This window comes from Balneolaceae bacterium (genome assembly GCA_034521445.1).
Classification (GTDB): domain Bacteria; phylum Bacteroidota; class Rhodothermia; order Balneolales; family Balneolaceae; genus JAXHMM01.
This window is the reverse complement of the sequence record JAXHMM010000007.1, coordinates 23420-37569: the sequence shown is the minus strand read 5'-3', so window position 1 is coordinate 37569 and position 14150 is coordinate 23420. Positions and strand designations below refer to the sequence as shown.

General features: G+C 62.9%; 9 protein-coding genes. 4 read left to right on the top strand and 5 right to left on the bottom strand.

Annotation, left to right across the window (positions count from 1 at the left end; all coding sequences use genetic code 11):
- Window positions 1-12: 12 nt before the first annotated feature.
- The 4 genes from U5K31_11025 to U5K31_11010 are packed head-to-tail and all read right to left on the bottom strand — an operon-like array spanning window position 13 to window position 3394.
- On the bottom strand, window positions 13-495 hold the full coding sequence (locus U5K31_11025; protein ID MDZ7773251.1) for a copper chaperone PCu(A)C: 483 nt from the start codon (window positions 493-495) through the stop codon (window positions 13-15).
- A gap of 8 nt (window positions 496-503) precedes the next feature.
- On the bottom strand, window positions 504-1112 hold the full coding sequence (locus U5K31_11020) for an SCO family protein (protein MDZ7773250.1): 609 nt from the start codon (window positions 1110-1112) through the stop codon (window positions 504-506).
- Complete coding sequence (locus U5K31_11015; GenBank protein MDZ7773249.1) at window positions 1109-2056, bottom strand: cation diffusion facilitator family transporter; 948 nt, start codon at window positions 2054-2056, stop codon at window positions 1109-1111. Before U5K31_11015 ends, U5K31_11020 begins: the two co-directional genes overlap by 4 nt.
- 36 nt (window positions 2057-2092) lie before the next feature.
- Entirely contained in the window at window positions 2093-3394 is a 1302-nt protein-coding gene (locus U5K31_11010; GenBank protein MDZ7773248.1) for a M14 family metallopeptidase, read from the bottom strand.
- A gap of 196 nt (window positions 3395-3590) precedes the next feature.
- Here U5K31_11010 and U5K31_11005 point away from each other — a divergent pair, with 196 nt between their 5' ends.
- The 4 genes from U5K31_11005 to U5K31_10990 all read left to right on the top strand — a co-directional run bounded on the left by U5K31_11005 (window position 3591) and on the right by U5K31_10990 (window position 11230).
- Window positions 3591-5477, top strand: a complete 1887-nt coding sequence (locus tag U5K31_11005; protein MDZ7773247.1) for a BamA/TamA family outer membrane protein — start codon at window positions 3591-3593, stop codon at window positions 5475-5477.
- A gap of 3 nt (window positions 5478-5480) precedes the next feature.
- Entirely contained in the window at window positions 5481-8843 is a 3363-nt protein-coding gene (locus U5K31_11000) for a hypothetical protein (GenBank protein ID MDZ7773246.1), read from the top strand.
- Window positions 8800-10005 (top strand): translocation/assembly module TamB domain-containing protein, encoded by a 1206-nt coding sequence (locus U5K31_10995; GenBank protein MDZ7773245.1) that lies wholly within the window; start codon window positions 8800-8802, stop codon window positions 10003-10005. The genes U5K31_11000 and U5K31_10995 overlap by 44 nt, the downstream gene beginning before the upstream one ends.
- A gap of 118 nt (window positions 10006-10123) precedes the next feature.
- Window positions 10124-11230 (top strand): aminopeptidase, encoded by a 1107-nt coding sequence (locus U5K31_10990; GenBank protein MDZ7773244.1) that lies wholly within the window; start codon window positions 10124-10126, stop codon window positions 11228-11230.
- A 257-nt stretch (window positions 11231-11487) separates the two neighbouring features.
- Here the strand turns inward: U5K31_10990 and clpB are convergent, their stop codons facing one another.
- The gene (gene clpB, locus U5K31_10985) at window positions 11488-14121 is read right to left on the bottom strand and encodes an ATP-dependent chaperone ClpB (protein MDZ7773243.1); all 2634 of its coding nucleotides are present in this window, start codon (window positions 14119-14121) and stop codon (window positions 11488-11490) included.
- Window positions 14122-14150 lie beyond the last annotated feature (29 nt).

Sequence of the window (14150 nt, the reverse complement as noted above, 5' to 3'; positions counted from 1 at the left end):
GAGGCTGGCCGCTCAGGAGTCCCCGCTCAGCTTTACGGGCAGGCGCACCAGGAGGGTGTCGCCGCTCGCGAAGTGAAGTTCCAGCCCAAGGGTGTCTCCCGGCTCCGTGCTGCGCTCCATGCGCATAAACATCAGATGGTAGCCGCCGGGTGCCAGCGGGAGGCTGTCGCCGGCCGGAATCGCAAGGGGTCCGGCGGGTCGCATTCCACTGAGGCTCCCGTTGTTGACGGAGCGGTGCAGGTCGGCCCGGGAAGCGGCAGAGGCAGAGGCGCCGGTGAGGGTGTCGTCTGCGGCCGTGCGGTTGTGCAGCGTGAGGTAGGCCCCGCCCGTCATGCCCTGTGCGGCAGGACGCGCCCAGGCCCCGGTGACGCTGATCTGTCCTTCGGGCAGTTCTCTGCTTGTGCCCTCTCCGGTTTCACCCCTGTCGGGCGAGCCGCAGGCGGCCGGCAGGACCGCAAGCAAGATGAGCGACAGCATGGTGCGCAGGGTGTTCATGGCGTCGGTCAGCGCAGTTTATTGATGTCTTCGATGACGTTTTGGGGGGGTACCACGCTGCCGGGATATTCGAAGCGCACGCGTCCCCGCCGGTCCATCACCGCGATGCGATTGGTGTGCTGCATCAGGTAGCTGCCGGTCCGCGTGCTGTCGGGATAGCTTTTGCGGGCCAAAATTTTCATGGCGGAAAGCAGGGAATCCACCGTTGCGGTATCGCCTGTCACGAAGGTGAAATGGGCGGGGTCCAGCTCAAAGGAGTCCATGTACCGTGCGAGGGCGGAGGGAGTGTCGCGCTCCGGGTCGAAGCTGATGCCCACAAAGTGCACCCCGGTGGTGTCTTCCAGCTGCCGGCGGATGTTGCTCATGTTGGCGGTGATGACGGGACAGACGTCGGGGCAGTGCGTGTAGATGTAGCCCAACACCACAATCTGCCCGGAAAAGTCGCCCGGGAAGGAGACTCCGCTGCTGTCCTGGTCCACCAGCCCGTAGGACTGTCCCTCAAGGTCGTGGATCACCGGCGGTGCGTCACAGGAGGAGAGCACACCTCCGGCGAACAGCAGGACCAGGAAGGGGAGCAGGCGGCGCGCGTCGGAAGGCAGTAGATGTAAAAGACTCATGAAACGGTGTGGTTGGCGGGTGCGGTTTCCAGCTCGTTGCAGGGGCGTTGACCCGGCTCCCCGCAGGGTTCAAACTCGAATTCAAGGGTGGAGTGACGGATGTCGTACTCCGTGGCGAGCAACTCTTTCAGCCGCGATTTGATCACCTCCATGCGCGGCAGGTCCTCCTCGTCAATCACCACATGGCTCTCCAGCAGAATATTCTGCTCGTCCAGCCGCCACACGTGCATGTGGTGTACCTCCTGCACGTCTTTCACCCGCTGCATGCCGGCCGTAAGCTCCTGCAAGTCAATTTCGGCGGGGGTGCCTTCCATCAGAATGTCGATGGTCTGGCGCAGCATATGGTAACTCTGAAGGAGGATGTAGCCGGCAATCACCAGGGTGAGAAAGGTATCCACAATATACCATCCGTAGCGCAGGATGAGCCAGCCCGCTACGATCACGCCCACCGAGGAGAGGGCGTCGGAGAGAATGTGGATGTAGGCACTTCGGATGTTGAGATTCTCTTTGGAGCTGCGATAGAGGAGGAGGGCGGTGATCACGTTGCCCAGCAGCCCCACGATGGCCACCACGAACATCACCATGCCGTCGATGGGCTGGGGATTGTAGAAGCGTTCCACGCCCTCCTTGATCAGGAAAAGGGCGATGAGTACCAGGGTGACCAGGTTGATGAAGGCTCCGATGATCTCTGCGCGCCGGTAGCCGAAGGTCTTCCGTCGGTTGGCCTCCCGCCCGGAAATTTTGCGCGCCACCAGGCTGATGGCCAGCGAGGCGGTGTCGCTGAGGTTGTGCAGGGCGTCCGACAGCAGGGCGAGACTGCCCGAGAGAATGCCCCCGACAAACTCGGCGAGGGTGATGAGGGCGTTCAGGCCGATGGAGATCCAGAGGCGCCCCTCGGTCTGGTCGCTGCCGTGCCGGTGATGATGTGCGTGGTTGTGTCCCATATCCAAAGATAAGGATATACAGGGAATATAAAGCCCTTATGAACCCCTGGACTCCCACGCTTCCAGGAGCTGCTCCATGAGGAGGCGGGCGGAGGTGCGCGCCACCCTGCGCAGCTCCCCGCGGTCGGCGTTGTCGTTCACCTCGTAGGTGACCGCGTCGGCCCCGAACGTACGCCAGATCCAGTTTTTCATGATGGGGGAGGAGGTGTCGAAGGGGTCGATCACAAAATCGATCTCCGGAAAGGAGGAAGTGACGGCGTCGGTCCAACGGTAGGTCAAGTCGTCGGGGAAGGTCTCCACCTGGCGCTCGATGGGGTAGAAAATGTTCTCGTCGGTGGAGTGGAAATCGATGCCGTAGTACACGCGCAGGTCCCGGCGCTCGGCAAGCGGCAGCAAGTCGTCGCGCACGGCCTGCGTTTCGGGCTGATTGAAGGGACGCCAGTCGCGGTTTAGATCCACCCCGCCCGCGTTGTTCCGCCAGTGTCCCCGGTCCGTCCCGTCGGGATTCAGGAAGGGGTAGGCCCAGACGGCGAAGCGCGCCCGGAAACGCCTGGCCAGCTCGCTGTGGCCGGCCAGCTCCTCGAAAAAGGCGCGGAAGGCCATGCTGCCGGTCACCTCCGGGGGATGCTGCCGTGCGGTGATCACCAGCACGCCCGCGGGTTTGCCAGCCTCCCCGGACACCTCGTCCAGGGTCAGCTTCTCCACGGGCTTTCCAAGGTGTGAGCGGCCCACGGTGTCGCGCGTCACCGCGGCTGTGCCGGTGAGCGAATCGGCCCAGGAGGCGTAGCGCCCGTAGGTGTCCAGCTCCTGGGCGCTGACCCAGAGGGGACGCGGACCCACCTCCAGGCGGAGGGTGGCGGTCCCCTCCGCCGTGTCGGTCTCGTAGCGGGAGGCCTCGATGCGACGCCAACGCTCTCCGTCACGGCTCAGCTCGGGGAGATAGCGGTGCTCGCCGTCCTCGTAGCTGAGCTGCAGGCGCAGCTCGCGTTTCTCGGAACTCCAGATGCGGAAGGCGTACCAGGGACTGTTGTTGATGGGGGCGTTCTCGGGACGGATCACCACCCGGTAGAGGGAGTCGCCCGCCTTGTAGAAGTCACTCATGCGCGCCCCCTCGAACTCGCTGCCCACCCAGAGGTCTTCGGAGGCGATACCTATGGTGCGGCGGTGCATGGGACGCACGTCACGGGTTTCGGTCTCGGTGACGCCCTCCGGATCGTAGGAGAAACCGGTGAACTCCTCCGAAGTGCCGCATCCGGTGATCAGCAGAAGGACCAACAGCGGCAGAAAGGCCGGGATCGGCGTGCGAAGGACGCATGAAACGGTTGCGAGGTGGCGCATCAGCATATACTTTGGTTTCTTAAACCTTCGGTTTCGTATGAATATAGCAAATGACGGGCGGCCTGACGAGACCCGGGCGTATGTTTCGAGAGGGATATTTTGTATTCTTAGGGACCCGAACAAATCTTAACGCGCATCCAGTGAACCCGACTCCACCGACGGTCTGACCTATTCCCGGCAGCATATCGCCCCGCTTATGACGATCTGCCTGGTACTGGCCGCATGCGCCGCGCTCCCCTCCGATGCACGGGCGCAGCCCGACCGGGAGCAGGTGTGGAGCCTGGCCATTGAGGGCAACGAGATCTACAGCGATCTGGTCCTCAAGAACCAGCTCGCCACCGTGACGCCCAATCTCTGGGAAAAGCTTCGTTTCTGGAACCGCGGGGGACATCCCCTGGTCGAGCTGGACGTGCGCAGGGACGTGATCCGGTTGCGCAACTACTACCGGCGCCGTGGCTTTATCAACGTGCGGGTGAACCACCGGGTGGAGACGCTGGGACCCGAGTGGAAGAAGCGGGTGGTCTTTACGGTGGACGAGCAAGTACCGGTGACCATCCGCGAGGTGGATTACCATTTTGCCAGCGGCGGGAATGATACCTTTGCGATACGGGAATCGAGAACATTCCGCGAGGCGGTGCAGCGCCACGCCTACCGGCCGGGCATGCGCTACGAGAGTATTCGCGAGCCGGAGGTCATAGGACGCTTCAACGATCTGGTCAAGAACATGGGCTACGCCTTCTCGCAGGTGAGCGTGGAGGCGCGCATCGATTCGGCGCGGCTGACCGCCGACGTGATCCTGCGCTTCCAACCCGGCCCGCGCACCTACTATTCCGACCTGCGTGTGGAGGGCAACGAGACGGTATCCGACGCCTTTGTGACGAGAGAGGCCGGCCTGGAGGAGGGTGAGGCCTACAGCCTTACGGGGCTGCAGGATGCCCAGCAGGAGTTGTTCAATCACCACCTGTTCCGATTCGCCACCATCAGCCTGCCCGAGCAGCCGCAGGACTCCACCCTGGAGCTGCTGGTGCGCCTGCGCGAGAATCCCCTGCGAACGGTGGAGGTCTCCGCAGGCTTCGGCAACGAGGAGAAACTGCGGGGACAGCTCAGCTGGATTCACCGCAACGCTTTCGGTGAGGGCCACCGTTTTACAGCCTCCGCGCGCGCCTCCTTTCTCGAGCAGACCCTGGGGCTGGACTACCTCTTTCCCTACGTCTACAACACCAAGAGCAGCATTGTCATCTCCCCCTTCGCACAGCACCTGCTGGAGTCGGGTTTCGAGCTCTTTCGCGCCGGCCTCACCAATACCTTTCTCTATCGCTACAACCAGCACACCACCGGTTCGGCCACCTATCAGTTTACCCGCAACCTGGAACTGACCAAGCAGTTCGACGCCAGCCTGCCGGACTCCACCCAGGAATACGACCTCTCCACGTTCCAGGTCTCGGCCTACTACAACGAGAGCCTCGGACGCGATCAGGAGGGGTGGTTTTTCCAGCCCTATGCCGAGGTGTCGGGACCCTTCGGGCTGGCCACCTATAATTTCCAGAAGATCTCCTTTGACCTGCGGCGCTTCACCCGCCTCACTTCCAGCACCATGCTGGCCACGCGCGTACAGGTGGGGGCGCTGCGCGACCTGGCCGCCGACTCCCTGCCCAATAACATCCGTTTCTTCCAGGGAGGCACCAACTCCGTGCGCGGCTGGAACCGCCAGCAGCTGGGTCCCAAGCGTGCACGTACCGACAGCACCGGTTTTCTGCGCTATATTCCCACCGGGGGAGGCGCCATGATGGGTTTCAACATCGAGATTCGCCAGGATCTCGACGCACTCATCCGCAACCTGGGTGTCGCGGCCTTTCTGGACGGGGGACAGGTATGGAATACCCTGCGGCGGCTGGATTCGCGTCCCCTGCAGTTAGGTGTGGGCGGGGGACTTCGCTACCGGTCGCCCCTCGGTCCTCTTCGCGTGGATATAGGCTATAAGCTCAATCCCACCGATGAGGACCTGAACCGCTACCGCGGGGTGGACTACGGCAGCGCCTGGGACCGTATAGGCATTCATTTCAGCATAGGACAGGCATTCTGAACCGTGAGCGATCGAAAAACACATAGCAATGCACAACAGGCCGGACCCGGTCGACCCTCCCGGCTGCTCCGTTGGGGGAGGCGGGCGCTGCTGGCGCTCTTTGCCCTCGGCCTGCTGGCTGCCGCCGCACGCCTCTCCCTGCGTACCGACCTGGTTCGCGGCTGGGTGCGGGCCGAGCTGGTGCGGCAGGTCAACGACCGCATCCACGGCGACTTCCGTGCGGGCTCCATGCAGGGCGATCTGTGGAAGGAGATGCGCCTGGCCGATCTGCACCTGGAGTCCGGGCAGAAGGTCCCCCTCTTTGAGGCCGACTCCCTGGTGCTGCGCTACGACCTGCTCTCGCTCCTGGGTGCGGAATTTCATGTCCGTGAACTGCGCCTGACCGCCCCCCGCCTGCATCTGCTGAGGGAGGAAGAGGGGGGGCGCTGGAACACCTCCGGGCTGCTGCGCGAAACAGGGCCGGCCGACACCTCGGGGAGCGGCTACGGGATTAACCTGGAGGAGATCCGTTTGGAGGAGGGGAGGGTGGAGATTCGTGGCGTCGGCGGCCTCTCCGATTCCTCCCTGACGATGGCGGACCTCAGCCTGCACAGCGCCTTCCGCTACGGCGGCGGCTCCTGGCGGGTTGACCTTCGCGAACTGTCCTTTGAGGTGCAGGGCGCCATGCCGGACGAGGAGCTCCGGGTGGAGGCGGCGGCAGGGGTCTCCGACGGGCGTGTCACCCTGGAGCGGCTGGTGCTGGCCACCGGACGCAGTCTTGTGCACAGCAGCGGCCGCGTGGGACTACCCGACAGCTCCGCCGATCTCACTTTCCGGGCCAGTCCCCTGGCGCTGGCCGACCTGCGGCGGGCGGCAGACCTGCCCCTGGCGGCAGATCCCTCCCTGGACGCCGAACTCAGCCTGTCGGGCACCATATCGCAGTTTACGCTCCGAATGTCGGCCTCCTCCCGGGATTTCAGGGGACTGGAGCTGGAGGGGCGTATTTCATGGAGGGAGGAGCCGGTGCTGGAGCGGGTGCATCTGCAGGCCGTCCACGCCGATCTGGCCGCGCTGGCGGGCGACGCCACCCTGCCAACCCTGCGCAATCTGCGCCTGCAGGCCGAAGGCCGTCTTCCCCTGCAGCGCCACCGGGAGGGAGAGCTTCAGGGCAGCCTGGGCTTGGGATCCACCCGTATCCCGGGGACCTCCCACACGGCCGACACCCTGGGCGGCACCTTCCGCCTGGAGGGTGCCTCCGCCCGGGCCGATCTTTCGACACGCATGGGCGTCCAGTCGGCCGACGTGCAGCTGCAGTTGGACGAGATCTGGTCGCCCTCCATCACGCACCGGCTCAGTGCCCGCCTGCGGGGCGCCGATCCGGGTTACTGGCTGGGAGATCCCTCATGGGGTGGCCGTACCTCCCTGGACCTGCGCACGCAGGGCAGGGGATGGACTCCCGAAGGCATCCCCTGGAACTACGAGCTCCAGCTGTCCGGTCTCGTCCTGCCGGGCGGGACTGTCCCTCCCCTGGAGGGCGGTCTGAAGGGCGCCTTTACGCTCGATTCGGTGCAGGTAAACGGCCGTCTCCGCTCGGCTTCCAACGCGGTGGACCTGCGGGGCAGCCTGGCCGGCCTGTCCAGCGTTCCGCGATTCCGCTACGAGCTGAAGACAGATGGACTCGATCTGTCCGCCTTCCCGGAGCTGGGCGATTTCCCCACCAACCTGAATATGACGGTGCGCGGTGAGGGGTCGGGCACCACCCTGGAATCCCTTGCGATGCAGTCTGAGGTGGAGATCGACTCCTCCGTCGTGAACGGGGAGCTGCTGCGCCGTTTTACCGCCTCGGTGCAGGTGGCGGACACCGTGGCGGTAGTGCGCGAGGGAATCCTCGCCAGCACCATGGTCAAGGGGATGCTGGACGGGCGTCTCCACCTGGCGCGGCCCTATGACCAGGCCAACGAGCTGAACATGGAGCTGGAGCTGATCGACATCCGATCCCTGGCGACTCTTGCAGGGGCAAGCTCGCTCTACGCCACAGGCACGCTCAGCGGACGGCTCCACCCGGTGTCGACCCGCGAGCTGGCCTTCAACGGGTCGGTGGACCTTCGGCAGGTGAATTACGACAGCACCTTCACCGCCGAAAGTGCCATAGGCAACGTCGATTTGAGTCTGGGCAGGGAGCCCAGCTACGAGGCCGACCTGCAGCTCACCTCACCGGAAATTGCCTCCGTGCTGCTGCAGGACCTTCAGATGCAGAGCCGCGGCAGGGTGGACAGCGCCCGCGCCTCGGGGAGCTTCCGGCTGCGGTTCAGCAGCACCACCGACGGTACGATTGTGCACGAGGGGGAGTACGAGGCGGCCAGGGACAGCCTGGCCCTGTTGACCACTGATTATGAGCTGAGCAGCTCGGTTCGCACCCTCCGCCTCGACCGGCCCTTCCAGCTGCGCTACCATGCCGGGGCGGTGCGCATGGACACCATGCGCCTGGTCTCCGAAGACGACAGGGCCTTTGTGGAGCTGGCCGTACCCTACGCCGACTCCCTGCGGCAGGAGGTTTGGTTGCGGGGAAGGGAGCTCAACACCACCGTTATCCAGAACACCCTGCTGGGCGAGACGCTGTTCGAAGCCACCCTTTCAGGCGAGCTGCAGGTCAGCCGAAGCGATACGGCCATGCAGGGCGCCGGGAACCTGCTGCTCACCCGTTTCTCCTACCACGACACCGGCCTGGATACCCTGGAGATGGATTTTGATATCGCAGGAGAACGCTTTGACGGAAATATCAGCATGCGAAACGGGGGACATGAGCTGGTCCACGGCGAACTGCATGCGCCCTTTAACCTGCAGGACCCCGCCACACTTTCCGACCGCTTCTTCCAGCAGAAGGTAGAGGGCTATCTGGAAGTGGATTCGGTGGACCTCGACTGGTGCGAGAAGCTGCTGGCGGAGGCGGGTATCACTGGCACCAGCGGCATATTCAACTTCCGCGGCACGCTCACGGGTACGGCGGGTGATCCGGACATTCAGGCGGACGCCGTGCTCAACCGTGCGGTGCTGTCCGGCGTTGCGGTGGATTCGGTGCAGGCCCGCCTGGACTACAGCCACCGCCTCTCGCGGGTGACCCTTGACGCTTCGGTGAGTTCACTGGGACAGACGGCGGCCGAGATCACCGCGCGTGCGCCATTCTACGTAGACTTTCGCGCATTCACCGCCCATTTCCCGCAGCCCCGGGACAGTGTCGAGGTGGATGTGGTAACCAACAATTTCAACATGGCCGCGCTCAACGATTTCGTAGACCGCCGGACGGTGCGTGAAATCGGGGGCGAGTTGAACGGCATGCTTGCATGTGAGCGGCAGGGTGGAGGACCTGCAGGCCAGGGGACAGCTTAACCTGCGGAACGGGCGCTTCCGGCTGGTGGACGCCGGCATCCAGGTGGACCGCGTCGGTTCCACCCTCGATTTCGAGCGGGACAGCGTGGTGCTCAGACGGTTCAGCGCGCGCAGCGGCAATGGGACTCTCACAGCCAGCGGCGCCATGAACCTGGACCAGCTCCGCCCGGGCGAAATGGATGTTTCCATTACCGCCCGTAATTTCCGGGCGGCCAACACCGCGCGCTACAACGCCAGCGTCAATCTCGACGCTCACGCCCGCGGCACGCCTGGCAGTCCCCGTCTGAGCGGCACCCTGGATTTGCTCAATGGATTTATAACGATGGACAACTTCGGAGAGCGATCGGTGGAGTCCGTGCAGCTCGACTCCGTGGATATGGTCGACTACTCCGTGGCCCTCTACGACTCGCTGGGATTGGATATGGATGTGCGCTTCAACCGGCGCTTTTTCGTCCGCAACCGGCGCTACCTCGACATGGAGCTGGAACTGCAGGGCGAGGTGGACCTGCTGAAGGATCCCGGGTCTCCCATGCAGATTTTCGGCACGCTCAACTCGGTGGGCGGCTATGCCCGTCCCCTGGGCAAACGGTTCAGCCTGGAGGAGGGCATGCTCACCTTCTCCGGCGATCCCTACAATCCGGAGATGCGAGTTCGCTCCCTCTATGTGCCGCCCCAGACGCGCCAGGACATCCGCATCTGGTACGTCATTGAGGGCACGGTGGAGGACCCGCAGTTCAAATACGAGAGCACCCCGTCCATGGAACTGGAGAACATCATAAGCTACACCCTCTTCGGGCAGCCCTTCTACGCCCTCGACTCGTGGAAGCAGGTGGTGGCCGGCACCGGCTCCAACGCCTCTGCGGCTGACGTGGCCCTGGACGTGCTGCTGGACCGGGTGGAGACCCTCGCCACGCAGCGCCTGGGGATTGACGTTGTGCGGATCGACAACACGCGTGTGGGCGGGGAGAGCGGCACCGCCGTGACTACCGGCTGGTACCTCAACTCCAGGGTCTTCTTCGCCATCCAGAACGTGATCACCGACGCAACGCCCGATACCAGCTTTTTGTTGGAATACCTGTTGCGAGAGAACCTGAAACTCATTATTTCGCAGGGCAACGATTCCCGGCAGGGCATCGACCTCAAATGGAATTACGACTATTAAAGTCTAATAAGTCCAACAAGTCAGAAAGTCCGAAGTCTGAAAGTCGGGCAATGGACTTCCAGACTCCTCGACTTCAAGATTTTTCGACTTATTAGACTTTCAGACTTTAAAGACTTTTATGACTTACGAAGTTAGAGACAAAAAACTCGCCGAAAAAATCCTCTCCTTCAGCTGCGAGCTCAAGGAGGGGCAGAACGTCATGCTGCAATTGGCCGGTCTCAACGGCATTGGACTGATCCGCGCCCTGGCGGAGACGGCCCGCGATATGAAGGCCCATCCCTTCGTGCAGATCAACGACACGGAAGTGCAGCGCACCCTTATGGAAAAGGGCGATGCCGACTTCTGGGAAAATCAGGCCGGGGCGGACCAGCTTCCCCTGATGAAGAAGATGGACGCCTTCGTGGGCGTACGCGCCTCCCTCAACATCTACGAAACCTCGCAGGTCAGCAAGGAGGCCAACAAGGCCTACTCCGACCACTTTCTGCAGCCGGTGCATTTCGAGGAGCGGGTCAACAACACCAGCTGGGTGGTGCTGCGCTATCCCTCGGAATCCTTCGCCATGAACGCACGTATGCCCACCCGGGATTTCCGCGATTTCTACTACAAGGCATGCCTGCTTGACTACCGCGAGCTGGCTGAGGCCATGAAGCCACTGGAGGAACGCCTGCACGCCACCGAGACAATCCGCCTGGAAGGAGAGGGGACCGACATCGAATTTTCGGTGGAGGGGCAGAACTGGATACCCTGCTTCGGCAAGCGCAACATCCCCGACGGGGAGCTCTTCTCGGCGCCCCTGCTCCATTCGGTCAACGGTCACATCACCTACGCCCCTTCGGTCTACCAGGGCAAGCCCTTCGACTATGTGAAGCTGGAGGTGCGTGACGGGGTGGTCATCGATTTCGACTCCTCCAACAACCAGCAGCTCGAGGAGATCCTGGACACCGACGACGGCGCCCGCCGCTTCGGGGAGTTCAGCTTCGGGCTCAACCCGGTCATCGAGTCGCCCATGCGTGATATCCTGTTCGACGAGAAGATCTACGGCTCCAACCACCTGACCCTGGGCAACGATTACGAGATTGCTCCCAACGGCAACGAGAGCAACATTCACTGGGACCTCGTCTGCATCGGGGCGGATGTCTACCTGGACGGGGAGAAGGTCCGCGAGGGCCGCAAATTCGTCGCCGAGGATCTGCAGGGGCTGAACCCCGAAGCACTTCTGGGGTAGCCATATGGAGGCGGGTGAGGGTGCTTCCCAGGCTGGTGAGCTTTTGGACCCAGCTCCTTCCGGTTTTCAAGTCCCTCCCAAAACCTCCAAGGCCTGAGAAGCACCCTCATCCGCCTCAGCCAGGAAATGCCATTACTGTCTTATTTATGGTTATCCGTATGGCCGTTCTGAGGTCTTAGGTAATTGGTAATAAAGCTTTCTGGTTGGCAGGACGGGTTTCCAATTACCACAAACCGAAGAACGGCCATACGGTAACCTTACTCCGCCCAGGCGTCGGCATCCTGGTATACCTCCGCGAACTCGATCTTCTCGCGGTTCTTGCCCAGGGTGGCCTCGTACTCCACCGGTTCGTCCTCCTCGCGCATGATGAGCTGGGAGGCCAGGCGGTTGACGATCTCCGTCTGGAGCAGCCGCTTAAGCGGGCGCGCGCCGTAGACCGGGTCGTAGCCGCGCTCGGCCAGCCAGTCTTTTACCGGGTCGGAGACGTTCAGCTTTACCTTGCGCCGCTCCAGCATCTTGTGCACACGCTTCAGCTGGATGTCCACGATCTCGCGTATGTGCTCTTCGTTGAGCGGGTGGAAGACGATGATGTCGTCCACGCGGTTCAGGAATTCCGGGCGGATGCTCTTCTTGAGCTGCTCCATGAGCTGGTTCTGCAGCTCGTTGTAAACCTTGTCGGTGAACGTGCCGCCGGTCTCCTCGATCTTCTCGGAGATCAGGTGGGAGCCTATGTTGCTGGTCATGATGATGATGGTGTTGGTGAAGTCCACCGTCACGCCCTTGTTGTCGGTCAGGCGTCCCTCGTCGAGCACCTGCAGCAGGATGTTGAACACGTCGGCGTGGGCCTTTTCGATCTCGTCGAGCAGGATCACCGAGTAGGGGTGGCGGCGCACCGCCTCGGTGAGCTGGCCTCCCTCGTCGTAGCCCACGTAGCCGGGAGGGGCCCCGACCAGTCGGCTGACGCTGTGGCGCTCCATGTATTCACTCATGTCGATGCGCACCATGGCGTCCTCGTCGTTGAACAGGAAATCGGCCAGCGAGCGGGCCAGCTCGGTCTTGCCCACGCCGGTGGAGCCCAGGAAGAAAAAGGAGCCGATGGGCCGCTGCTCGTCCTGCAGGCCGGCGCGTGAGCGGCGCACGGCGTTGGAAACCGCCTCGATGGCGGGATGCTGTCCCACCACGCGCTTGTGGAGCTCGTCCTCCAGGTGGATCAGCTTATCGCGCTCGCTCTGCATCATCTTGCGCACCGGGATGCCGGTCCACCGCGAAACGATATCCGCGATCTCCTCGGCCTCCACCTCCTCGCTCAGCATGGCGCGCCCCTCCTGAATCTCGTCCAGGTTCTCGTTGGCCTCCTCCAGGTCGGACTCCAGCTGTTTGATGGTGCCGTAGCGCAGCTCGGCGGTCTTCTCATAGTCTCCCTCCCGCTCGGCCTTGTCTGCCTGGTTGCGTGCGGTCTCGATGGCCTTCTTCAGGTCGCGGGTCTTCTTGATCAGCTCCCGTTCGGTGTCCCACTGGTTGCGCATGGAGTTGCGCGTCTCCTCCAGATTGGCCAGCTCTTTCTCTATGCTCTGAATCTTGGATTGGTCCTGCTCCCTCTTAAGGGCCTCACGCTCGATCTCCAGCTGGCGGATCTGCCGCTCGATACTGTCCAGTTCCTCCGGCATGGAGTCGATCTCCAGGCGCAGCCGGGAGGCGGCCTCGTCGATCAGGTCGATGGCCTTGTCGGGCAGGAAGCGTTCGGTAATGTAGCGGTGGGAGAGCTCAGCGGCAGCCACGATGGCGGCGTCGGTGATGCGCACCCCGTGATGCAGCTCGTATCGCTCCTGCAGTCCACGGAGGATGGAAACGGTGTCCTCTACCGACGGCTCCTTGATCATGATGGTCTGCAGGCGCCGTTCCAGGGCCTTGTCCTTTTCGATGTACTTGCGGTACTCGGTCAGGGTGGTGGCGCCGATGGCGTGCAGCTCACCGCGGGCCAGTGAGGGTTTCAGGATGTTGGCGGCGTCCATGGAGCCCTCGGAGGCGCCGGCGCCGACCAGGGTGTGAATTTCGTCGATGAAGAGGATAATCTCCCCGTCCGATTCGGTCACCTCGTTGACCACCGCCTTCAGGCGCTCCTCGAACTCACCGCGGAACTTTGTGCCGGCCATCAGCGCGCCCATGTCCAGGGCCACGATGCGCTTGGTCTTGAGGCTTTCGGGCACGTCGCCGCGCACGATGCGCAGGGCGAGTCCCTCGGCGATGGCGGTCTTGCCCACGCCGGGCTCGCCGATGAGCACCGGGTTGTTTTTCTTGCGGCGGGTCAGGATCTGCATGACGCGCCGGATCTCGTGGTCGCGCCCGATTACCGGGTCCAGCTTGTTCTTTTCGGCCTGCTCATTCAGGTCCCGCGCGTATTTTTCAAGGGCGTTGTAGCGGCTCTCGGCGTTGGGATCGTCCACTTTCTGGGAACCGCGGACGTCCTCCAGCACCTTCATGATGGCCTTCTTGCCGGCGCCGTGCTGCTTGAGGAGGCTGCCTGTCTCGCCCTTGGTCTCCACGATGCCGATCAGTATATGCTCGGAGCTGATGTATTCGTCGCCCATCTCGTCGGCCTGTTTCTGGGCGGCGTCGAAGAGCTCCTTGGAATCGTTGGACAGGTACTGTCCGCTGACCGAGGCGCCCTTGACCACCGGCAGCTTGTCGATGCGCTGCTCCAGCTCCTTGCGGAGCTGCGGAATGCGCACGCCGATCTTGTTGAGGATAGTGTTGACCACGTTCTCGCTGTCGGAGAGCAGGGCGAGGAGGATGTGGGCGGGATCCACCGCCTGGTGATTGTTGCCCGAGGCAATCTCCAGCGCGCTCTGTACGGCCTCCTGGGCCTTGAGAGTAAGTTTGTTCAGATTCATAGGTCGTCCGTCTGTGTTGAAATACGCTG